The 19,489-nt window shown below is 72.5% G+C and carries 21 protein-coding genes and 1 pseudogene; 7 read left to right on the top strand and 15 right to left on the bottom strand.

All coding sequences use genetic code 11. The features are described 5' to 3' along the window. Positions 1-34: 34 nt before the first annotated feature. The gene (locus QFZ75_RS03825; protein WP_307533838.1) at positions 35-940 is read right to left on the bottom strand and encodes a hypothetical protein; all 906 of its coding nucleotides are present in this window, start codon (positions 938-940) and stop codon (positions 35-37) included. A 68-nt stretch (positions 941-1,008) separates the two neighbouring features. Between QFZ75_RS03825 and QFZ75_RS03820 the strand changes: the two genes are divergently transcribed. After that, on the top strand, positions 1,009-1,518 hold the full coding sequence (locus QFZ75_RS03820; protein WP_307533837.1) for a MarR family winged helix-turn-helix transcriptional regulator: 510 nt from the start codon (positions 1,009-1,011) through the stop codon (positions 1,516-1,518). A 239-nt stretch (positions 1,519-1,757) separates the two neighbouring features. Beyond that, on the top strand, positions 1,758-2,048 hold the full coding sequence (locus tag QFZ75_RS03815; RefSeq protein WP_307533836.1) for a hypothetical protein: 291 nt from the start codon (positions 1,758-1,760) through the stop codon (positions 2,046-2,048). A 93-nt stretch (positions 2,049-2,141) separates the two neighbouring features. On the opposite strand, the gene QFZ75_RS03810 is transcribed toward QFZ75_RS03815, so the two are convergent. The 6 genes from QFZ75_RS03810 to QFZ75_RS03785 form a co-directional block, all read right to left on the bottom strand. Then, positions 2,142-3,404, bottom strand: a complete 1,263-nt coding sequence (locus QFZ75_RS03810) for a hypothetical protein (protein WP_307533835.1) — start codon at positions 3,402-3,404, stop codon at positions 2,142-2,144. 160 nt (positions 3,405-3,564) lie between these two features. Further along, positions 3,565-4,632: a polyprenyl synthetase family protein gene (locus QFZ75_RS03805; protein ID WP_307544206.1), complete on the bottom strand. Its 1,068-nt coding sequence runs from the start codon at positions 4,630-4,632 to the stop codon at positions 3,565-3,567. A 5-nt stretch (positions 4,633-4,637) separates the two neighbouring features. Further along, entirely contained in the window at positions 4,638-5,825 is a 1,188-nt protein-coding gene (locus QFZ75_RS03800) for a tetratricopeptide repeat protein (protein WP_307533834.1), read from the bottom strand. 248 nt (positions 5,826-6,073) lie between these two features. Further along, positions 6,074-6,583 (bottom strand): DUF664 domain-containing protein, encoded by a 510-nt coding sequence (locus tag QFZ75_RS03795; RefSeq protein WP_307533833.1) that lies wholly within the window; start codon positions 6,581-6,583, stop codon positions 6,074-6,076. Between the two features lie 75 nt (positions 6,584-6,658). Beyond that, positions 6,659-7,102: a Zn-ribbon domain-containing OB-fold protein gene (locus tag QFZ75_RS03790; protein ID WP_307533832.1), complete on the bottom strand. Its 444-nt coding sequence runs from the start codon at positions 7,100-7,102 to the stop codon at positions 6,659-6,661. A gap of 104 nt (positions 7,103-7,206) precedes the next feature. Then, positions 7,207-7,962, bottom strand: a complete 756-nt coding sequence (locus QFZ75_RS03785) for a TetR family transcriptional regulator (RefSeq protein WP_307544205.1) — start codon at positions 7,960-7,962, stop codon at positions 7,207-7,209. Between the two features lie 405 nt (positions 7,963-8,367). On the opposite strand from QFZ75_RS03785, the gene QFZ75_RS03780 reads away from it, so the two are divergent. The 4 genes from QFZ75_RS03780 (at position 8,368) to QFZ75_RS03765 (ending at position 12,334) form a co-directional block, all read left to right on the top strand. Next, complete coding sequence (locus QFZ75_RS03780) at positions 8,368-9,621, top strand: cytochrome P450 (protein WP_307533831.1); 1,254 nt, start codon at positions 8,368-8,370, stop codon at positions 9,619-9,621. A 218-nt stretch (positions 9,622-9,839) separates the two neighbouring features. Then, on the top strand, positions 9,840-10,148 hold the full coding sequence (locus QFZ75_RS03775; protein ID WP_307533830.1) for a helix-turn-helix transcriptional regulator: 309 nt from the start codon (positions 9,840-9,842) through the stop codon (positions 10,146-10,148). Continuing rightward, on the top strand, positions 10,148-11,734 hold the full coding sequence (locus QFZ75_RS03770) for a DNA-binding transcriptional regulator (protein WP_307533829.1): 1,587 nt from the start codon (positions 10,148-10,150) through the stop codon (positions 11,732-11,734). Before QFZ75_RS03775 ends, QFZ75_RS03770 begins: the two co-directional genes overlap by 1 nt. Before the next feature lie 27 nt (positions 11,735-11,761). Continuing rightward, positions 11,762-12,334: a transcriptional regulator gene (locus tag QFZ75_RS03765; protein ID WP_307533828.1), complete on the top strand. Its 573-nt coding sequence runs from the start codon at positions 11,762-11,764 to the stop codon at positions 12,332-12,334. 44 nt (positions 12,335-12,378) lie between these two features. On the opposite strand, the gene QFZ75_RS03760 is transcribed toward QFZ75_RS03765, so the two are convergent. The 6 genes and pseudogenes from QFZ75_RS03760 to QFZ75_RS03735 all read right to left on the bottom strand — a co-directional run bounded on the left by QFZ75_RS03760 (position 12,379) and on the right by QFZ75_RS03735 (position 16,329). Continuing rightward, on the bottom strand, positions 12,379-12,759 hold the full coding sequence (locus tag QFZ75_RS03760) for a hypothetical protein (protein ID WP_307533827.1): 381 nt from the start codon (positions 12,757-12,759) through the stop codon (positions 12,379-12,381). 296 nt (positions 12,760-13,055) lie between these two features. After that, positions 13,056-13,226: a hypothetical protein gene (locus tag QFZ75_RS03755; protein ID WP_307533826.1), complete on the bottom strand. Its 171-nt coding sequence runs from the start codon at positions 13,224-13,226 to the stop codon at positions 13,056-13,058. 250 nt (positions 13,227-13,476) lie between these two features. Then, positions 13,477-13,752 (bottom strand): annotated as a pseudogene (locus QFZ75_RS41045) (WhiB family transcriptional regulator); the annotation flags it as partial. 13 nt (positions 13,753-13,765) lie between these two features. Beyond that, on the bottom strand, positions 13,766-13,945 hold the full coding sequence (locus QFZ75_RS03745; RefSeq protein WP_307533824.1) for a hypothetical protein: 180 nt from the start codon (positions 13,943-13,945) through the stop codon (positions 13,766-13,768). Positions 13,946-14,448: 503 nt separating this feature from the next. After that, positions 14,449-14,943 carry a hypothetical protein gene (locus QFZ75_RS03740; RefSeq protein ID WP_307533823.1) on the bottom strand — a complete coding sequence of 165 codons (495 nt, stop codon included), beginning with the start codon at positions 14,941-14,943 and terminating at the stop codon, positions 14,449-14,451. A gap of 165 nt (positions 14,944-15,108) precedes the next feature. Then, a complete protein-coding gene (locus tag QFZ75_RS03735) occupies positions 15,109-16,329 on the bottom strand; it encodes a PP2C family protein-serine/threonine phosphatase (protein ID WP_307533822.1) in 1,221 nt (406 codons plus the stop codon). A gap of 462 nt (positions 16,330-16,791) precedes the next feature. On the opposite strand from QFZ75_RS03735, the gene QFZ75_RS03730 reads away from it, so the two are divergent. Next, complete coding sequence (locus QFZ75_RS03730; RefSeq protein ID WP_307533820.1) at positions 16,792-17,886, top strand: glutamate--cysteine ligase; 1,095 nt, start codon at positions 16,792-16,794, stop codon at positions 17,884-17,886. A gap of 271 nt (positions 17,887-18,157) precedes the next feature. On the opposite strand, the gene QFZ75_RS03725 is transcribed toward QFZ75_RS03730, so the two are convergent. Together QFZ75_RS03725 and QFZ75_RS03720 are read right to left on the bottom strand one after the other, a co-directional pair. Beyond that, positions 18,158-18,604, bottom strand: a complete 447-nt coding sequence (locus tag QFZ75_RS03725; protein ID WP_307533819.1) for a DUF6098 family protein — start codon at positions 18,602-18,604, stop codon at positions 18,158-18,160. A 319-nt stretch (positions 18,605-18,923) separates the two neighbouring features. Further along, entirely contained in the window at positions 18,924-19,133 is a 210-nt protein-coding gene (locus QFZ75_RS03720; protein WP_307544204.1) for a 4-oxalocrotonate tautomerase family protein, read from the bottom strand. Positions 19,134-19,489: the final 356 nt, after the last annotated feature.

The following is a 19,489-nucleotide window of genomic DNA, read 5'->3' as shown; positions in this document are numbered from 1 at the left end:
CTGCCGCGCCCCCGAAGGGCCGGGCGGGTCCCGGTCAGGAATCGTTGTTCTTCGGTCCTGTCGCCGGTCCTGTTGCCGGTTCCGTGGCCGGTCCCTTCGTCGAGCCCCTCGTCGGGTCCGTGCCGGTCAGGAAAGCCGTTGCCTGGGTTGCCAGGCGGGTCGCCCCCATCGCCTCCGCCCAGCGTGCCACCTCCGTGGCCAGCGCCGTGGCGGCCGGCTCGTCGCCGTCGTCGCGGGCCAGGACGGCCAGCAGCAGCTGCTGCGAGAGCGTGCCGGGGACGTTGCCCGCGCGGGCGCCGAGCGCGGTCGCCCGGCTCCAGCGCTCCAGCGCCCGCGCATGGTCCAGGTTGTCGTGGTCGTGGTCCCCGAGGTGGCGCAGCGCCTCACGGGCCAGCAGGTCGTCGGCCGACTCCCCGGCCCGTAACGCCAGTTCGTAGTGGGAACGCGCGGTCTCCCGCTCGGCGAAGACGTTGTCGACGATCAGTCCGAGGTACATCCGCGCCCAGCCCCGGCGCACTTCGTCGGGCGCCGTGTCGCACAACTCCCGGCTGCGGCGCCGCAGCCCGGCCGTCTCGGCGGGGTCCTTCCCGGCGGGGCCGAACCGGAACCTGCCGTCGCGCATGAGCAGCCGGAAGTACGCGTGCCGCAGCCGTACGAAGTCCAGGTCCCAGCGCCCGGCCGGCTCGGTGAGTCCGGCCAGCGCCACGTCGGCGACGGCGATGCGCGCGCCGACGGTGTCCGTACCGCCGAACCAGTCGTGCTCCAGCGCGATCTCGGCGCCGGCGACGGCGAGGGCCGCCCGGTCGTGCCGCTCGGTGGTGACGGTGCTGTCGAGCAGGCGCAGGGCGCGCTGCCACCGTCCGGCGCGGGCCAGTTCACGTGCCGCGGCGACCACCTCGGCCGACGGGAGAGCGGCGTGATTCGTACTCGTCTTCGTCATGGCCAGGAAGGTAGTAATCAGGAAAACTATCCACAAGAAAACTATTTCGGGCCGTGAGGAGGAGACGGGTGGGCGACTCGGTCGACCGGCACGTCGAACTCTGGGCGCAAGAGCTGAACTGGATGGACCCGGTCAAGGAGGCGATCTTCGCGCGGCTCGCGATCCTGGCGCGCCACGCGGCGCAGGCCCGCCGGGCCACCCTGGACTCGGACGGGCTCAAGCACTGGCAGTTCAAGGTGCTGCTCACCCTGCGCCGCCTCGGCCCGCCGTACGAGGCGAGTCCCTCGGACCTCGCCGACCTGCTCGGCCTGACCCGGGGCGCGCTGTCGGCGCGGCTCGCTCCGCTGGAGGAGGCCGGTCTGATCACCCGCACGCCCGACGCCGAGGACCGGCGCCGGGTGCACGTACGTCTCACCCCCGCGGGGTACGCCGCGTTCGAACAGCACGCGGCGTCCGAGGAAGAGGACGAGAACGCACTGCTCGCAGTGCTGAGCGAAGAAGAGAAGCGGACGCTCGCCGGCCTGCTCCGCAGGCTGGTCGAGGCCGCGGAGACCGGCCCGGGCTCAGCTGAGCCGTGAAACTCCAGGTCAGGCGGGAGGTGATGCGGATCCTCGGCATACCACTCCCTGCTGTTCGACACCCCTCGGTCCGGTGGTGCGGGCGATGGCCCCTTGCGGAGCGGGCCGTCGTGCGCGCCTCTCCTCAGAGCGTCCTCCGTCGTGGGAGCCCCGGCAAACGCAGCCGCGCCGATGCGCCTCCCGGGTGAGGGGCCGGGCGGGGCCGTGTCCGAGAACCGCCCGGCGCCGTTGCTGCAAGCATGATCTCAACACGACGTATCGTCGCCGCCGTCGGCCTCGCCATCAGTGTCACGGGCCTCGCGGTGCCGGCCGCGAGCGCCGCCACGGCCCCCGGGACGGGAAAGCTGGACCCGATCGCGGAGCTCGACTCGCTCGCCGTGAGCGACCTGCCCGTGGCGGACCGGGAGCAGATCCCGACGATCCGCCAAGGCCTCAGGCAGCTGAAGGGTCTGGACCAGCTGGAGCAGCTGCACCAGGTGACCGACCTCGCGGCCCCCGCCTTCGGCCTGGTCCCGGCCATCCAGCACTGAGCCCCGAGCCCCGATCGGACCGCCCGCACACACGTGCGGGCGGTCCGGATGGGCCGGGTCCGGTGCTGCGGCCGGTACACGCGCGGATGGCCGTCAGCAGATGCTCTGCGTGCTGTTCACGAGGGTGTTGTTGCGGAACGTCGTGTTGTCACCGCAGGGGCTCTCCCTGATGACGGAGTTGGTCACCGTCAGGTTCTGGACGGTGATGTCCGCGTTGTTGGGGAACTCCGAGCGGGCGGCCAGCCGGATCTCGCCGCCGCCCGTGACGCTCCCGCTCTGCGCGGCGAGGTTCACGTTGTAGCAGTTCTCGATCAGGACGGCGTTGTTCCCGGTGTTCGAGAGCGTGATGCGGTCGATGGTGGCGCCGCCGCTCTCCGAGACGCAGAAGACGCCCCGGCCGCCCCCGCGCGCGACGACCTCGCCGACCCGCACGTTGGTCGCGTAACTGCTGCCTATCCGCCCGTTGCGGTTGGCCATCCGGAAGGCCGCGTACCCGGTGCCGGTGCCCGCCCCGTCCGCGTCCACCTTCGTGACGGTGGCGTTGACCGTCTGGTTCAGCAGCAGGCCCGACTCGCCCACGTTGCGCGCCGTGACCGTGCCGATGGTGATGCCGTCTACCCCGTACGTCTCCACCGCGTGGCTGCTCGCCCCGGACACGTACACGGTGTCGATACGGACGTTGCGGGTCCACTGGGTGGTGTCGCCGCGGTTGTCGATGCGTACGCCGAGACCGGCCGTCAGGCGCATGTCGATCTGGCCCAGCACCACGTTGGTGACGTTGCGCAGGAAGATGCCGTAGAGCGGGGCGCCGGTGACGTTCAGGTGCTGGACCTCGATGTCCCGTACGCCGCGTGCGTAGACCGGGGCCTGGTCGCCGGAGCCCGAACCGGTGACGTCGACGGTCCCGCACACGTCGAGCACGGTGTAGCTCGGCAGGGAGACCCTGGACCCCGCGCCGATCGAGCCCGAGCCGCGTACGACGACCCGTTCCTTCGACGTGCGGCCTGCCGTGAGGCTGTTGACGGCCGCCTGCATCGCGGCCCGCATGTCGGTTCCGGTGTAGACGACACCGCTTCCGCGCCGGGCGGTCCACGTGCTGCCGCTCAGCGTGGCCTCGGCCTGGTAGGAGCCCTCGCCGCACGCTGCCGCCGCCGACCGCGGGGCCGCGTCCGCCGGGACCGTGTCCGCCGGGACCGCGCTCGCGGGGCTCGCGGGCGTGGTGAGTACGGCCGCCGCCGTGGCCAGGACCGTGGCGCACGCGGCGATGACACCGGGCCGCCGTACGCGGCCCCGGGCGGTCGGGGGACCTGCCGGTGCGGCGCGGCGAATGAGGTGAGGTGCGGCTCTGCGTCCCATCTCGGTTCTCCTGTGTGGGGGTAGGGGTGGGGGTGGGTGGGGAGATGTGGGGTCCGCCGCCTGCCCGGCGCACGGCCGTAGCAAGCGTTTTCTGCGGCGGGCGGTGAGTGTGGCAAGGGCTTTCTGCGGCGTCAAGGGGCCGGAGTGGTAAGGGAGTTGGTCACATCTCCCGGCGTACGAGGAAATCCAGCAGGACGCGCAGGTCGTCGGCGGCGCGGGGTGCCGAGGGCAGGCTGTCGAGGCAGACCTCCACGGCGGTGATGTGGCGGCGGGCCTCCGTCAGGGCGGCCCCGCGTCCGCCGGCCTCCTCGATCAGGACCGCGGCGCGGCGGGCCGCCGGTCCGTCGAGCGCCTCGGCCCGGTCCAGGAGCCGGACGAGCGGCCGGGCGGCCGCGGTGCCGAGGGCCGCCAGGACGGGGAAGGTCTTCTTGCCCCGGAGCAGGTCCGCGTGGACCGGCTTGCCGGTGACGGCGGGGTCGCCCCAGATGCCCAGCAGGTCGTCGACCACCTGGAAGGCCACGCCCAGGTGGCGGCCGGCGCGGTCGAGGGCGGCGACCGTCGTGCGGGGCGCGCCGGCGAGCACGGCGCCCAGGGCGGCCGCGCAGCCCAGCAGCGCGCCGGTCTTGTGCTCGGCCATCGCGCGGTACTCGTCGGGGCGGACCGCCCGCGGGCCCGTCCAGGGGCGGGTCTCGAAGAGCAGGTCGTCGGCCTGACCGCGTACGAGGTCGTTGAGGGCGGTCGACAGGTGACGCACGGCCGACGGGATGTCCGTGCCGGAGGTGGCGGCCAGGGTCTCCACGGCCAGGGCGAACAGGGCGTCGCCCGCGAGGACGGCCGGGCCCGTGCCGTACGCCTTCCATGCCGTGGGGCGCCCCCGGCGGGTCCGGTCGCCGTCCATGACGTCGTCGTGCAGGAGGGAGAAGGTGTGCACGAGTTCCACCGCGACGGCCGCGGTCACCCCCGCGTCCCGCGGCGCCCCGGCGGCCTCCGCGCCCAGGACGGCAAGGGCCTGCCGCAGCCCCTTGCCGCCCGCCGGCGCGGACACGGGTGCGCCGCCCGGCTCGCACCAGCCGAAGGAGTAGGCGGCCATCTCGCCCACCCACGGGTGCAGCCGCCCGACCGCCTCGGCCAGCGCGGGCCGCACCAGCGACCGGCAGCGCTCCAGCAGACGCGCGGCGGCATCGGCGGTGGGCAGGGCGGGGGAGTGGGCGGGGGACGCCGAGGACATGATGGTCATCGCCCGCTCCGCACGCCGGTGCGGTCCGCCGTGGAGGCGGCGGCGCGTGCGACGGCGACAAGAGGGGCCGCGCCCTGCCCGGAGCTCTCCTCGGCGCCTGCCGCGGCGGGTCCGTCCGGGTGCGGGACCGTTTCGGACGGGGCCGGGACCCGCGGTGCCGGCTCGATGCTGAACTCCGCCTGGGCCCGTTCCACCATGCGGTGGGCATGGTGCAGGCCGATCCGGGCCAGTACCTCCGCCAGGTCGGCCAGTTCGGCGGCCGTCTCCGACAGGGCGCGGCCCAGGTGGGCCCGGGACTTGGCCAGGCCCAGGCGGGACAGCGCTTCCCCACGGGGCTCGCTCATCGCGCGGAACTCGGCCAGCGCCTGCTCGTAGACGTCACGGGCCTGCGCGTAACGCCCCGCGCGGTACAGGACGTTGCCACGCATCTTGTGGTTGTAGGCCAGCGCGCTCGACAGGTTCATCTCGCGGCAGGTGACCTCGGCCTCCCCGAGCAGTCCGAGCGCGCGGTCGGTGTCTCCGTCGCGTACGGAGACGATGTCGGCGAGGCCCCGCAGCGCCCAGGCGTGACCGCGCCGGTCGTCGGCCCGGCCGGCGATCTCCGCGGCCTCCTCGAACATCGCGTACGCCGTGTCGTACGACCCGGTGTTGCGGTGCATCTGCGCGATGCCCTCCAGGGCCCACACCGTGTGCCGTGCCTCGCCCCGCCGGCGCGCCTCCGCCAGGAGCTGTTCGTGCAGTTCGCCGACCGCCGCGTAGTCGCCCTGGATACGGCCGGTCTCCGCCATCCCGGCGAGCGAGTAGCCGCGTACGACGACGTCGCCGCCCCGTTCGCCGAACTCGGCCGCCAGCCCCAGCAGCCGCCGGGCCAGCCGGAGCGCCCCGCGCTGACGGGCCAGCGTGCCGCCGCTCCACAGGGCCCACGCCATGGCGGCCGTGTCCCCGGCCTCCCGGGCCGCGCGGTAACTCGCCTTCCAGGCCCGGTCGGCCTCGCCGACCTGCCCGAGCCGCCGGTGCGCCTCCGCCACGGCGAGACCCGCCCTGGCCGTCTCCCCGCGCGCCCCGGAGCGCTCGGCCGCACGCAACTGCTCGGTCCCCGCGGCCAGTACGTCGACCAGGGAGGAGTTCACGGACAGGGTGGTGAGCGCGCCTTGGTACTCGGGCGCGGATGCCTTGCCGTACATGGATGCCTTTCGGTCCGCCGGTGCCGGTGGACGCGGCGTTCTTTTGTACGCACCATGTATACACAGCATGTATACGCGATGTGTATAGTGCCCCGCTCCTCACCCCGGATCGCTACGGATCGCTCTCCTGGGGTGAACGGGTCACCGGCGCCGCCGCGCCACCTCGTTGCCGATCAGGACGAGGACGGCGGCGGCGGGGTTGCCTGTGAGGCGCACATCACAGCGCCGGGCGGCCGGGCGCGCGGTGCTCAGCCGTCGGCCGGCAGCCCTCGCGCGAAGGCGGCCTGGCCGACGTGCTGCAGGTCGTCGGAGAGCACGCTGACCAGGCGGGCGCCCAGGGTGACGGCCGGTGTCCAGTTCTCGTCGACGATGCGGTCCAGGTCGTCGGCGCCCAGGTCGCGCAGCGCCCGCAGGGTCTGCTCGTGCACGGCGTCGTAGTAGCCGGTCAGGAGGTCCTCCGAGTCCACCTTGACCTCGGCGACCTGCTGCGGACCATGGCCGTAACCCGTGTCGTCCTTGTCGAGGGGCAGCGCGAAGCGGTCCGCCCAGCCTTCCGACAGCCAGACCTGTTCGAGGCCGAAGGCGTCGGCGATGTGGTCGTCCTGGACGCGGGTGAGGTGCCAGATCAGCCAGCTGATCGAGTTGGCCCGGCCGCCGGGCCGGGCGTTGAGCTCGTCGGGGGAGAGGCCGACGACGGCGGCGTGCACCTCGTCCTTGATGCGGCCGTAGGCGTCGATCAGGATGTCCGTGGCGTACATGGGGTTCCTCCGGGCTCTCGGCTCTCGGGCATCGTCCGTCCCGGCCAAGTGTCCCCCGCGGCGTCGCGGTGCGCCTCAGTGCCAGGCGGAGTACGGCCCGGAGAAAGGCTCGTCGCAGAGCCTGAACACCGGCTCGCGGCGCACCGGATCCATCGCCATGGTCAGCTCGACCCGGTCGCCGGTGCGGATCGCGATCAGCGGCCCCGAGACCCGGCCCCGGACGGTGAACCCCTCGGCCAGCTCGACGAGCGACACGTTGCGCGCACCCGGGGTGTTGCGCTGCACGACGCTCGTGTGGCGGACGACGCCGAGCCCCGCGCTGCGCTCCGTGCGCAGATCGCTGCCCGCGCAGACCGGGCAGAGCAGCCGGTGGAACATGGTGGTCCCGCACCAGCGGCAGCGCTGGTAGACGAGCCCTTCCCCGGCCGCCTCCCCGGACGCTTCCGCGGTCCCTGCCGCCGTCGCCGTCGTCCCTGGGCCGAGTACGTCCGTCGTGGTCCCGCTTCCCCGGTGGAACACGATGTCATCTCCCTGCGCCTGACCGGAATCCGAAGGTGCGCGAAGTGCCGTGCGCCACTTCAGGGTATGGCACGCAGTGTCACAGGTAAAGGCACTGAGTTCCCTCAATCGGCCGGAGATGTGCGTGCGGGATCGCGGCCGAGCGCGGTCTCGATCTCCTGGACGACCCGCCACAGCGGGGCGCCGCGCCGCGAGACGACGACCACCACGTCGTCGTCGTCCGTACCGTCCTCGGCCGCCGGCCCGTGCGCCGCGCTGTGTGCCGGGCTGTGTGCCGCGCTGTATGCCGGACCGCCGGGTGTGCGGTCCGGTCCGAACACCCCCTGGACGTGGGCGAGGGCGTGGTCCACCTCGGCGGTCGCGTCGCTGCGGCCGTCCGAACGGAGCCAGGAGCGCAGTCCGTTGTTGTGCGCGGCGACCACGGCCGCGGCGACGACGTCGGCCCGCAGCGTCCCGTCGAGGCTGCCCGCGAAGCGTCCGCGCAGGTACTCGGCGAGCGCCCGCTCGTACCGCCAGACCACCGAGAGTTCGTACGCGCGCAGCCCCGGGACCTTTCTGGTGAGGCGGTAGCGCTGGACCGAGAACGCCGGGTTCTCCGCGTACATGCGCAGCACCAGGCGCGCGGCGTCGCAGACCCGCCGCACCGGTTCGTCCGTGGGCCGGCCGGCGCGCAGGAAGGCGGTCATCTCGGCCAGGCAGCCCTCGTGGTCGGGGAAGACCACGTCCTCCTTGGACGGGAAGTACCGGAAGAAGGACCGGCGTCCGACGCCGGCGAGCGTCACGATGTCGTCGACGGTGGTCTGCTCGTACCCCCGCTCCACGAACAGCTGGAACGCCGCCGCCACGAGGGACTCCCGCATCGGCGGCTTCGGACCCGGCATGTCGGCCGCGCGGTCGGGACGGGGTGCCTCGTTCATGCTGGGGAACCTAGCACCGGGAGGGGCGGACGGCACTCAGTGTGCTCCGGGAGGGGAGTCGGGGGTACTGGGTGTCATGGTGCCGCAGGGCCGGAGCGCCGCGTTGAGATGTCCGAGGAGGCCGGCCTGTCCCGTGCGGGCGGGCGGGAATTCGTCCGCTTCGTACGTATGCGCGGGGTCGGGTCGTTACGATGACGGTGGTGGGGTCGGCCCCGGGATTCGTGCCCGGCGACGGTTCCGGCCCTGTCGGGTGGTCGGCCCGGACCCGGTACAGCCTTCCTTCGCGGTACGGCCGCACACGGTAAGCGGACGCAAGGCAACGTATCCCACGTGCAGTTGGAGCTGTCCATGCGCATCGACCCTTCGAAGCTGTCGCTCGACCGGCCCGTGTCCTCGCTCGATCCGAACCGTGGGACCCACGAGGAGGCAGCCGAGTGGCTGCGGTACGGCCCCGTGGTGCCGGTGGCGCTGCCGGACGACGTCCGTGCCTGGGCGGCCATGTCGGCCCGGGCGGCCCGGACGGTGCTGGACGCGCACCCCGACCTCTCCAGCGATCCACGGCACTGGGGTGCCTACACGCGCGGGGAGATACCCGCCGGATGGCCGCTGCTCAACCTGATCGTCGGGGAGTCGATGCTCAACGCGGACGGGGCCGACCACCGCAGGCTCCGCCGTCTGGTGAGCCACGCCTTCACCCCCCGGCGTATCGACGCCCTCGCGCCCCGGATCCATGAGATCACCCGGGAGCTGCTGGACGGCCTGGAGCGCGGGGGGCCGGGGGTGGTCGATCTCAAGGAGGCCTTCGCCTATCCGCTCCCGCTGCTGATCATCTGCGAGCTGTTCGGTCTCACCGACCCCGAGGAACAGCGCCGATTACGCGATCACTTCCGGACGATGCTGAGTGTCGAGGTGAGCGGCGCCGAACGGCAGGAGGCCGCGGTCGGGCAGCGCGAGGTTCTGGCACGTCTGGTCGCCGACCGGCGCGTGGCCCCGCTCGGCGATCTGACCAGCGCGCTGATCGAGGCGCTGGACGACGAGGACGGCAGACTGACGGAGAAGGAACTGATCGACACCCTGGAGATCATCCTGCTGGCCGGCCACGAGACCACGGTCAACTCGCTGACCGGCACCGTCCTCGCCCTGCTCACCCACCCCGACCAGCTCGCCGCGCTTCTCGACGGCGAACTGGACTGGCCGGCCGCCGTGGAAGCGGGCCTGCACTGGAACGCCCCGCTGCGTACCTTGTTCATGCGCTACGCGCTGCGGGACACCGTCCTGCACGGAGTGACCGTGCGCCGCGGCGAGCCGGTCGTCGTCGGTCTGGCCGCCGCCAACCGCGAACAGCGCGGAGCGGTCCCGGCGCGCTTCGACATCCGCGACTCCCGCCACTACGAACGCCAGCTCGCCTTCGGCGCGGGCCCGCACTACTGCCTCGGCGCCGCCCTGGCCCGCCTGGAGAGCGCGATCGGGCTCTCCCAGCTCTTCACCCGGTTCCCCGCCACCCGGCTGGCCGTGCCCGAGTCGGAACTGGTGCCCGTGATCTCCACGGCGATGAACGGCCTCACCGCCCTCCCGGTCGTCCTCCGCCCGGCATCGGCCTGAGGCTTCGACGATCCCGCAACCGCTGAACCCGTCCGCACATCGGCCGAGGGCCCGGGGTGACCACCGCTCCGGGCCCTCGCCGCATGCTGTGCCGCCACGTCACCCACCCCTACGGAACAGCAGGCCGGAGGCTGTTTTCCCGATCGCCAGGGATCCGCACCCATACGCGTATGCGTTTTGCGCATGAGAAATGTTTTATACGTGCTATTGTGCTCGCTATGAGTATGGCCCTCGATGAGCTGATGCGGTCAGCCGTTGCCGCTCTCCTGCATGCGGCGGGTGAGTCGCAGACCGACCTTGCTGTCGCGCTGGGGGTGAGCCAGGCGCAGGTGAGCCGTCGTCAGTCCGGCGCCGCGGCGTGGAGCCTGGCCGACTGCGACGCGGTGGCCGTGCACTACGGCATTGCCGCGCACGACCTTCTGGCCGGTCCCACCCGAGCCGTCGAGGCCCTTCCCCCCGAACGCCGTCGTGTGCCGGGTCGCCCGGCCGCCGGAGCCCGCTCCGCAGCCGCGAACGGAGCGGCCTGATGGCGGACCTCGACGCGATCGACGCCCTGCTCGCCGCCGCGTCGTCGGAGCGGACCCCGCTGCCGCCCGCCGAGGAGCGGCGCCGGCTGCGTGAGGGCCTGCACCTGTCGCGCCCCCAGCTCGCGCACGCCTTGGGAGTGAGCCCGTCGACGGTCGGGGGCTGGGAGTCGGGCCGGGACCCGGGTGGTGAGGTGCGGGAGAAGTACGCGTACTTCCTCGAGGGTGCCCGCACCAAGCTGGACCCCGCCACCGGGGCCGCTGCCACCGGGGCTGCCGTCGACGATCCTGGCGACGGCGAGCCCGATGACGACGAGTCGGTGGAGGCCGAGCAGACGGCCGAACCGCACGACGACGTGAACGTCCTGGCCGTCCCTCAGCCGTGTGTGCTGTGCGGGCAGCCGGCCCGGCACCAGGTCGAAGGGTTCGCCCAGCACCTGGATCCGGCCGAGTGCGGTGTGACCGCGCCGGCGCCCGTCAGGGAACCGGGCCGGGCGGAGAGCGGCGTGAAGGTCGTGCCGGTCGGCCGGCGTGTGCAGGCGGCTTCCGACACCCCGGACCTCATCGGCGCTGCCGTCGCGGCCGCGCTCGCCGAACACTCCGGTGACGTCGAAGCCGCGACCGCCGCGCTCGTGAAGCGGGCGATCCCGGACGCGATGGCGCTGTTGGACCACACCCGCAAGGGCGGCCGCTACGACGTCGTCGCGCATCCGTGGCTCCCTGACATCCTGCGCAAGCAGAGCGCGCGCGGCGCCGACCAGATCTGGGAGGCCCGCCCCAGGTGGAGCCGCCCGGAACTCCCCGCCGGTCGGCATGAGGTGACCGCGCTGGACATCAACGGCGCCTACCTGTCCGCCCTCAAGACCCACCTGCCGATCGGGCAGCTCGAACACACCACCGGCGCCCCCCACGACCGCCGCCGTGCTGGCCTGCACCTGATCACCCCGCCTGTCTGGGAGCACGACGCCTGTCTGCCGAACCCGATCGGCCATCGCGAGGAGCCGGGCCCGTTGTGGGTCACGGAGGCGACGCTGCGTCTGCTGCTGCGCGTGTCGGGCCCGAAGTACGGGCTGTGCGACCCGCCGCACATTCACGAGTCGTGGACGTCCGGGGCGACCGAGGGGCTGCTGGAGAAGTTCCGTATCGCTCTCAAGGACGCCCGGGACCGGGCGATCGCCGACGGCGACGATGTGATGCTGGAGTATGTGAAGGCGATGTATTCCAAGTTCGTCTCCACGCTGGGGGAGTCGAACTACAACCGTGAGCTGTACCGCACCGACTGGATGCACCTCATCCGCTCCCAGGCCTTCGCCAACCTGTGGTGGAAGGCCCACCGCGCCTATGGCGAGGGCCTTACGGTCGTGCGCGCGATGGGCACCGACGAACTGCATGTGGCCGGCGACTGGCGGGCGGTGTTCCCCGAGGGCCGCGGCGTGGCCGAGGTGAAGGTCAAAGACACCTACACCGTCGGCACCGACCCTGACACCGGCGCAGAGCCCCCTGGGAGCGCCTCGCGCCGCCGTTCCTCCGCCCCGACGTCATATTCCCCGCCGGGGCGGAAGATCGACGCTCACGAACCCGTACAGTGATCCACAACCGAGAATCCGGAAGAGATCATGCCTGAGCGGAACATCGAGTTCGGCAAGTACGGCGCCCACGGCATCAAAGGCCACGAAGCCGTCGCCCGGCAGCTGGATGCGCTCGCCGGCTACATCGCCACCCCCGTCACCGTCCGCCGCGGCCTGCAGGCGCGCCTGCACTACCTCACCCGCACCGCCCACGCCCTCGATGCCGCACGCGCGGCCGGCCTGAGCGTCACCGACCGCACGCTGCGCGCCTGGCAGGCCGGTACCCGCACGCCATCAAGGAAGAACCTCGCACGCGTCGAGCAGGCGTACCGCATCGTGCGGCGCGAGAACGTCGCCCGCTACCTCACCGCCCGCCTCAACCGCGAGGGCCGCGGCACCCGCGTGGAAGTCCACCCGGTCAACCAGTCCCGGGTCGACCGGCCGCGTCAGCGCGCGGTGGAGTTCCGCACGATGAACGTCCGCCGGTGGGACCGGATCGTCGCCGCGTGGGCGGCCGGTGACGAGCGGGAGCTGGACGAGGCGTGGGTGGACCAGGTCGTCGACCTCGGCTCGCAGTGGGGCCAGTACGAGTACGTGACCACCATCGGCTTCGCCGCCTGAGGCCGCCGAAGGAGCGCCCGGGCCGGCGGGCCGACCTCGGAGGGTCACCAGCAGGGGGAGCCGTCGTCCTCGCGCCAGGACACGTCCGTGACGTACATGGGCGAGGTGAAGTAACTGCCCGAGTGAGCGGCGGCGCAGGACGTGAACTCCTGCGCACCCTGCCCGTCCGCGATGCGCACGTACGTCATCGTGACGGCGCGGGAGGTGTTGTTGTAGAAGATGCTCGCGGCGGCACTGCCCGACCACTCGGTCCCGGTCTCCAGCGACGGCGTCTGGTCGGTGTCCTCGTACCAGTAGTCGGCCCAGGTGCAGAACGACTCCTGCGAACAGTTGCCGGGGGACCAGGCCGAAGCGGTCGGCGCGGAGACCATGACGCCGAGGAGAGCTGCGGGTACGACTGCCAGGGCAAGGACCTTCAGGCGCATGGAACACTCCATTCCGTAGGGGACGCTGGCACGCTAGAGGCGCGGAAGTTGAAAGGTCAAGCGTCGAAATCCAGCCGCGGTACGAGCGGGCACGCTCATCCCGGCCTCCGGGCCGAGGCAGCGGGGGAGCGCGGCTGCGGGCGGTCGTGACGGGAGCGCGGACGCAGCACTCAGGCATTGCTCATGTGCGCGAACCCATACGTGATATGGCGGGTGTTGCCCTGCCGGCCCTCGCGGTACCGCCCCGCAAGGACGCCGGCGACCCCGCCGCCCCCGCCGCCCCCGCCGTCCGGCGCCTACGTCGCGGGTTCAGGCGTGACCTTCGACCCCTTCGGCGCGCCTTGGGCGGCGCGTCCCTTGACCTCCGTCTGGGCACCGGCCGCGACCAACGAGGAGGGGTTGGTAGCGAGCAGGCTCGCCACCACGACGGCCGCCCCGACCAGCAGACCACGACGCGCACGCGCCATGCCAACTCCCCCCCCTCAGCTGTAACGAATGAGGATGAGCGTATCGGCCGGAAATGCACAATACTCAGTTGACGCCTTTTCGTGAGGTTCGATGACGTTCCACCGTTTCGAAATCCGGCCCGGCGCCTGTCAGGCGAGCAGCAACTGTTCGGTTCTTCCATGATCTGCGAGCGGCTGGCTCCTCGCTGTCGTGTGCTGCTGCCCGGGACCACCGATCGTGCGGCTCCTGATGACCAGTAGTTTGCAGGCCGTGCTGGCCGTGCGCGGTCTCCAGCAGGCGCCGCCGGGAGGTTACCGTCGGCCGGCGCCACAGGAGTTCTCGCCTCTCCCGCTCGGTCGAGCCTCCCCACATGCCATGCTCGAGGCGGTGATCGAGGGCGTGGGCAAGGCATTCGGTACGCACCGGGCAGCCGGTGCAGAGGGCCTTGATCCTGTTCTGGGCCGCATCTTCGGCGAAGAGTTCGTCAGGGCCAGCGTTGCGGCAGGCCGCTTGCCCATCCCAGCCCTCCTGCCCGTCCTCGACCACTCCAGCCCTGTCCTCATCCCCGGTCCGGCCCGCCGCACCCCCTGCGCAGACACAGTTCGCAAACGGTACGGCAGGCACGCGGGGCGTACCGCGACGGAGGCGACCCGCCGGTGCCGTAGAGCGTGGCCGCCTCGCGGGCGGCCACGCGCAGATCGCTGTCCGGCTCCTCGGCGGTGCGATCCTCGGCGGCCACCGCGAAAGCGTGTGCCTCCGACCGGGCGGGGGTCACCAGCCGTGTCCCCGGCGCCGGTGGTCCGCCGTGCGGGTGCAGGTCCCAGCCCACCGGCGGGCGTTCGGCCGGTACGTCGCGCAGGACGTCGGCAGCGCCCCGGCCGTAGTCAAAGACCAGGACGGCCGGGGCCGAGCGGACCGCCTCGCGGGTCTCGTCGGTGGCCGCGCGGATGCGGCCGTCACCGCGTCCAGCCGCACGACCGGGCGGCCCTGCGCCCGAGCAGCCGGCCGCACGGATGGGATTCCACGAATCCGGCGCCGCCGGTCACCAGGGCCCGGCGCCAGGTCTGTCCGCTCATGGGACGCTCCTCGCTCTTCGGTTCCCTTTTGTGTCCGCCCGAGTGACCGGCCCGCCGGTTGCATGCGCCGCGCCTGCGGCCCGGCGTGGGGAACACCCGGCACCGGGCCGGCGGACCGTACCGGACGTCCTGGCGGGGCAGCGGACAGGTCGGGACGCCGGGTCCCTTACGCCCCCAGCTTCGACACCATGGTGTTCAAGGTGTCGGCCAGGGCGTCGAGTTCCCGTTCCGACCGGGCACCCGGCGCCACCTGGCGGATGAGGTCCTCGCCGGAGACGACTTCGAGGGCACCGGCGTAACGGTCGGACCGGAGGTCGTCGGCGGGCACCACCTGGGCCCGCCCCTCCAGCACGACGAGGGTCGGCCCGTCGTCACGCTCTTCGAGCAGCTCCCGCGCATGCTCCCGCGTGACCGGCCCGGGCCCTTCGCCGCCCTGCGCGGCCTGCGCGGCCGGCGCGGATTTCTCGACACCGGCGAGAGCATCGCCCTGCGCCGTTCCCGTTCCGTTCTGCGGCGGGTAGCCCTCGGCCGCACTCGCCGTGCCCGGCAGGACCCGCTCCCGTGCCTGGCTCTCCCCACCGGAATGGGCTCCCGGTTCCTCGTCGCTCCGCGCCCGGCCGTACCCGTCCGGCTCTTCCGCGGAAGGCGTCTGCTCGCTCATCGGTGCCTCTCCTCACGTTCGTCGGGGCGCGGTGACGGCGTCACCCCGCCGATGTGCGCGTGCGGCCCTCCGGAAGACCTGTGCGCGGGGCTCCACGAGTACCCGGACCCCACGGCCCCATCCGCAGGAGTCCGCGCTCCCCGGCACGGCGGCCGCGGCACCGCGTCAGGGCGTCAGGGCGTCCTGGTCGGTGGCGCGCCATTCGGCCAGCAGGACGGTGGCGTCGTCGTCGAGTCGTCCGTCGTGGTGGTCCAGGACCGCGTGCGTGAGGCGGCGCAGTGTCTCCTGGACGGTGAGGCGGTCGGCGTGATGGCGCACGACGAAGTCGACGAAGCGGTCCAGGCCGAACAGCTCACCCTCGCTGTTGCGGGCCTCGACGACCCCGGCGGTGTACAGCAGCAGCCGGTCACCGGGCTGGAGCTGTTCGTGGCAGACAGTCACCGGCAGGCCCAGGGCGACCCCCATGGGACCGGCCGGAGGGCACTGCAGCTCGCTGGACCACCGGCCGTCGCGGATGAGGACCGGCAGGTGGTGGCCACGATTGATCCACTCCAGCCGGCCGGTGGCCAGGTCCAGGTCGGCCAGGATGCCGGTGACGTAGCGGCTGGTGCCGAACTGCTCGATGAGGGCTTTCTCCACGGCTTGGCTGGTCTCCACCAGGCCGGCGCCCTGGCGGCGGGCGTTGCGGCAGGTGGCGACCGCCATGTTGGCGGTCAGCCCGGCGGTCGCATCGTGTCCCATGGCGTCGAACACGGACAGGTGCAGGGTGTCGCCGGAGACGGCGTAGTCGAAGGCGTCCCCGCCGACCTCGTACGCCGGCTCCGACGCGGCGCCGACGGTGGAGGTGCGACCGGCGAAGGCCGAGGGCGGAGTGAGGTGCCACTGCATCTCCGCGGCCACGCTCATCGGCGCCGTGCGGATCAGGCGGGCGTAGGAATCGCTGTGGGACCGCTTGCTCAGCAGCAGCAGCGCCACCATCGACGCCAGGGCCCGCAGCGCGTCGCGGACCGCCTCGTCGTCGTCCGCGGTGTCCGCCCGCAGCACACCGAGCCGCTCGACACCGTCGGTGACCGGCACCCACCACCGGCGCAGGTCGCGCCTGCCCGTCCGGTCCGGTTCCGTGACCAGGTCCACCCGCTGGAAGGCCAGACCGGCCACGGTGCCGTCCACCGTGAACCGCAGACCGCCCTCTCCGGCGTCGGGTCCCTGTCCGGTGACCTCGCGCAGGGTCTTCCCCTGCAGGTCCACCAGGAAGAAGGCCACCTCGTGCAGGCCCACCGCCTCCATGTGCGCGGCCACCATTCCTGGCAGGTCCTCCAGCGCCGCGACATGGCTGACCAGCATGAGGTCGGCGAGCGCGCCTGCCGCCTTCACGTACGCGGTCACGGGGTGAACCTCCTCCTGGTCCGGGGCCGCCGCAGCCCCTTCGGGCACACGGCCCCGCACACAGCTTCGCCCTGTCCGTGGCGGGTCGCCTACCGGCTACCCCTGAACGGCCGGTCCAGTGGGCCGAAACCCTCCGGTGCCGGATCTCGTGATGCGGTGCCCGGCCCGGCGGACACCGGCCGGCGCACGGGCCGCGCGGTCTTTTCCGAGATCCGTCCGCGGTCCGCACCGCCCCGGGCGGTGCGGACCATGACACCGGCCGGGCGTGCTCACCGGGCACGACGTGGTGCCGCGCGGTTCACCACACGACCACCTCCCTGCTCATCCGTGTCGGGTTTGTGGTGAAGCGGCCGCGGCACTCGGGTCACCCCGACGACGGCGCCTTCCCCAGGAGGATCGCCGCCTCGGGTGTCGGCCGGGCGCACGGTGCAGCACGGCAGCGAACGGAGCAGAGGGCCTCTGATGACGACGATCGGTGTGGAAGAGGAATATCTGCTGATCGACCCCGTGACGGGTCTTCCCGTGCCGCAGGTGGAGAAGGTGCGGATGGCAACGGAGGGCGCCTGTCTCGTGGCCGATCAGGAGGTCCAGAGCGAGTTGCTGCAGGCGCAGGTCGAGGTGGCCACCCCGGTGTGCGACACCCTGGAGGAGGTCGCGGGACATCTGCTGCGTCTGCGGCATGCTGTCGGGACGGCCGCCGAGGCGCACGGCTGCCGGATCGCGGCCTGCGCCACGGCGCCGCAGCGCCACGGCCGTCCCGTGGCCGTCACCGACCAGGCCCGTTACCGGGCCGTGGCGGCGCAGGCGCCCCAGCTGGTGGCGGAGCAGCTGATCAACGGCATGCACGTCCATGTCGCCGTGCCCGGCCGGGAGGCGGGCGTGCAGGTTCTGAACCGGATCCGGGTGTGGCTGCCGACGCTGACGGCGATGTCGGCGAACTCCCCGCTGTGGGACGGCCACGACACCGGCTTCGCCAGCTGGCGCACCGTGATCTTCAGCCGCTGGCCGGTCAGCGGCGTACCTCCGCACTTCCAGGACGAGGCCGACTACGACCGGCGTGTCCAGCGGCTGCTGGAGAGCGGTCTGATCTCGGACACCGGTCAGCTGTACTGGCAGGCCCGCCTCTCGGAGCGGTACCCCACCATCGAGGTGCGGTGCTTGGACGTGCAGCTGCGCGTGGACGAGGCGGTCATGTTCGCCGGGCTGGTCCGGGCACTCGTGGAGACCGCTCTGGGCGAGGCGGCCGCCGGGACTCCTGTACCGGACTGCGCGCCGGAACTGCTGCAGGCCGCCATGTGGCACGCGGCCCGCCATGGTCTGAGCAACACCCTGATCGACCCGGACGGCGGTCGACACCGCGCCGGCGACGTGCTGTGCCGGCTCCTGCAGCACGTCGCTTCCTCACTGGAGGCGTCCGGCGACAGCCGGCAGGTCACGGGTCTCGTCCACCGGCTGCTGCAGGACGGCACCGGGGCGGACCGGCAGCGGGCCGCCCTGGCCGAGGGCGGCCCGGGGGCGGCCGTCAGCCTGATCATCAGCGAGTGCGGCACGCCGTGACCCGACCACGGTGGATCGCGGGGAGCGGGGAGGGGAGACGGAGGGTCCGGATCCCGGGGGCCGCCGCAGGAAGGCGCGGGCACCGCATGCCGGCCGCAGTCTGCGCGCCGGTGATCACCGCATCCCCGCTGGACCGACGGTGTCCGGCGCAGCGGCCGCTGACGCCGGCCCCCGCACACCGGCCCTGTCGGCGGTCGTCCTCAGCGGGCCGGGCCGTCCGGCCCGCCCGGTTCTCAACCCCCCGGTGCCCCGGTGACTTCGTGCCCGGTCGTCAAGGCTGCTCGTTGCGTTCGACGGGACCCCATGGCCCCGGCTGCTCCTCGATCACGCCGGTCACCTCTTGGATGACCTCGTCGGCGACCCAGGCCAGCGGCTCGACGTGGGTCACCAACGGCTCGTTGTCGGGACCGCGCCCGTTCTCCCGGCCCCGCAGCAGCCACGGCCGCACGCCACTCCCCCGGTGACGGGGCAGGTGACAGTAGTCGTACAGGCGGCGGGCGACCCAGATGCGCACCGGCCGGTCGCGCCACCAGGACTCGACGTCCAGCGAATTGGCGGACAGCCCGGGAAGGGTGACCCCTGTGAGTTCGTCCCGGCTGGAGGTGTCGCGCAGGTCCGTCTCCGGTCCGAGCGACCAGCGGACGTACAGGTGGTTCTGCCGACGGACCCTTTCGGCGACCTCGTCGAGCGTGTGCAGAGTGGTCAGCGTACTTATCATGCATTTCTCGCGGAGTACCCGTACATGGCCGGCATTCTGACCTACTGAAAACAACCCGGACGGTGCGTGTGCGGTGTGCCACCGCCTTCGCCGCTACGCCGCATCTCCGATTGCTGTGGATTCGACATCGCGCTCCGTCCTCATGTTCTCGGGTGTCGGCGAACATCCCCGCCCTGCCGTGCAGTGGTGCGGGTAGCCCAGCCCTTCCCATGTCAAACGTCGGGGCGGGCGTGCAGATCCTTTCCGGCTTTCCGCCCGGCGCCGGTGCGACGGACGTCCTTTCGTGGCACTCGGCGCCGGGTCCCGCAGGGGAGGGGGATCAGGCGTCGCCGTTGAGCATGGCGGCGGTCAGGACGGTGCCGCCGAGGCCCCAGCCGCCGTCGGCGACCTCGTCGATCAGCACGACGGTGTTGGGGCGGGCCCGCTCACCGTAGATCTCCGCGTACAGGTCGGTGGTGCGCTCGACGATCTTCTTCTTGTCCTCGGCGGTGATGGTGCCCGCGGGGACCTTGAAGAGGGCGAAAGGCATGGGTGTTTCTCCTTGAGCGGGATGTACGTTTTCCGGTTGAGCGGGCTTCTTCCGTGACGCGGAAGCATGTGGTCCGGGGGTGTCCGGCCAGTGGCCGCCCCTCGGCGGGTGCCGACGCGGGAGGTGAGGTTCCGGGAGCCGCCGGACGCGCCGGTGGCCACCACGGCGTTCACGGTGATGTCCCGTCCGCGCGCAGCCGCCGGGCCGCCTGCCGCGCCTGCCGGGCGACGACAAGGTGCCGCGGATGCCGGTGCGGTGCACGGCGTCGAGCGCCGCCGGGTCGAGGCCGACGACGGATGCGAGGACCATCCGGCCGGCCGAGTTCCCACGACGGCCAGCCCGTCCCGGGCGAGCCG

This window comes from Streptomyces sp. V3I8 (assembly GCF_030817535.1).
Lineage (GTDB): Bacteria > Actinomycetota > Actinomycetes > Streptomycetales > Streptomycetaceae > Streptomyces.
Note: the sequence above shows the minus strand (reverse complement) of the source record. Positions and strands in the feature narration are given on the sequence as shown.

Excerpts from the sequence above, each read along its gene's own strand:
- QFZ75_RS03815 (WP_307533836.1), top strand. The coding sequence starts at position 1,758 with ATGATCTCAACACGACGTATCGTCGCCGCCGTCGGCCTCGCCATCAGT.
- QFZ75_RS03720 (WP_307544204.1), bottom strand. The coding sequence starts at position 19,133 with ATGCCTTTCGCCCTCTTCAAGGTCCCCGCGGGCACCATCACCGCCGAG.
- QFZ75_RS03825 (WP_307533838.1), bottom strand. The coding sequence starts at position 940 with ATGACGAAGACGAGTACGAATCACGCCGCTCTCCCGTCGGCCGAGGTG.
- QFZ75_RS03730 (WP_307533820.1), top strand. The coding sequence starts at position 16,792 with ATGACGACGATCGGTGTGGAAGAGGAATATCTGCTGATCGACCCCGTG.
- QFZ75_RS03765 (WP_307533828.1), top strand. The coding sequence starts at position 11,762 with ATGCCTGAGCGGAACATCGAGTTCGGCAAGTACGGCGCCCACGGCATC.
- QFZ75_RS03805 (WP_307544206.1), bottom strand. The coding sequence starts at position 4,632 with ATGTCCTCGGCGTCCCCCGCCCACTCCCCCGCCCTGCCCACCGCCGAT.
- QFZ75_RS03770 (WP_307533829.1), top strand. The coding sequence starts at position 10,148 with ATGGCGGACCTCGACGCGATCGACGCCCTGCTCGCCGCCGCGTCGTCG.
- QFZ75_RS03760 (WP_307533827.1), bottom strand. The coding sequence starts at position 12,759 with ATGCGCCTGAAGGTCCTTGCCCTGGCAGTCGTACCCGCAGCTCTCCTC.
- QFZ75_RS03810 (WP_307533835.1), bottom strand. The coding sequence starts at position 3,404 with ATGGGACGCAGAGCCGCACCTCACCTCATTCGCCGCGCCGCACCGGCA.
- QFZ75_RS03755 (WP_307533826.1), bottom strand. The coding sequence starts at position 13,226 with ATGGCGCGTGCGCGTCGTGGTCTGCTGGTCGGGGCGGCCGTCGTGGTG.
- QFZ75_RS03725 (WP_307533819.1), bottom strand. The coding sequence starts at position 18,604 with ATGATAAGTACGCTGACCACTCTGCACACGCTCGACGAGGTCGCCGAA.
- QFZ75_RS03780 (WP_307533831.1), top strand. The coding sequence starts at position 8,368 with ATGCGCATCGACCCTTCGAAGCTGTCGCTCGACCGGCCCGTGTCCTCG.
- QFZ75_RS03785 (WP_307544205.1), bottom strand. The coding sequence starts at position 7,962 with ATGCGGGAGTCCCTCGTGGCGGCGGCGTTCCAGCTGTTCGTGGAGCGG.
- QFZ75_RS03740 (WP_307533823.1), bottom strand. The coding sequence starts at position 14,943 with ATGAGCGAGCAGACGCCTTCCGCGGAAGAGCCGGACGGGTACGGCCGG.
- QFZ75_RS03795 (WP_307533833.1), bottom strand. The coding sequence starts at position 6,583 with ATGTACGCCACGGACATCCTGATCGACGCCTACGGCCGCATCAAGGAC.
- QFZ75_RS03775 (WP_307533830.1), top strand. The coding sequence starts at position 9,840 with ATGAGTATGGCCCTCGATGAGCTGATGCGGTCAGCCGTTGCCGCTCTC.
- QFZ75_RS03800 (WP_307533834.1), bottom strand. The coding sequence starts at position 5,825 with ATGTACGGCAAGGCATCCGCGCCCGAGTACCAAGGCGCGCTCACCACC.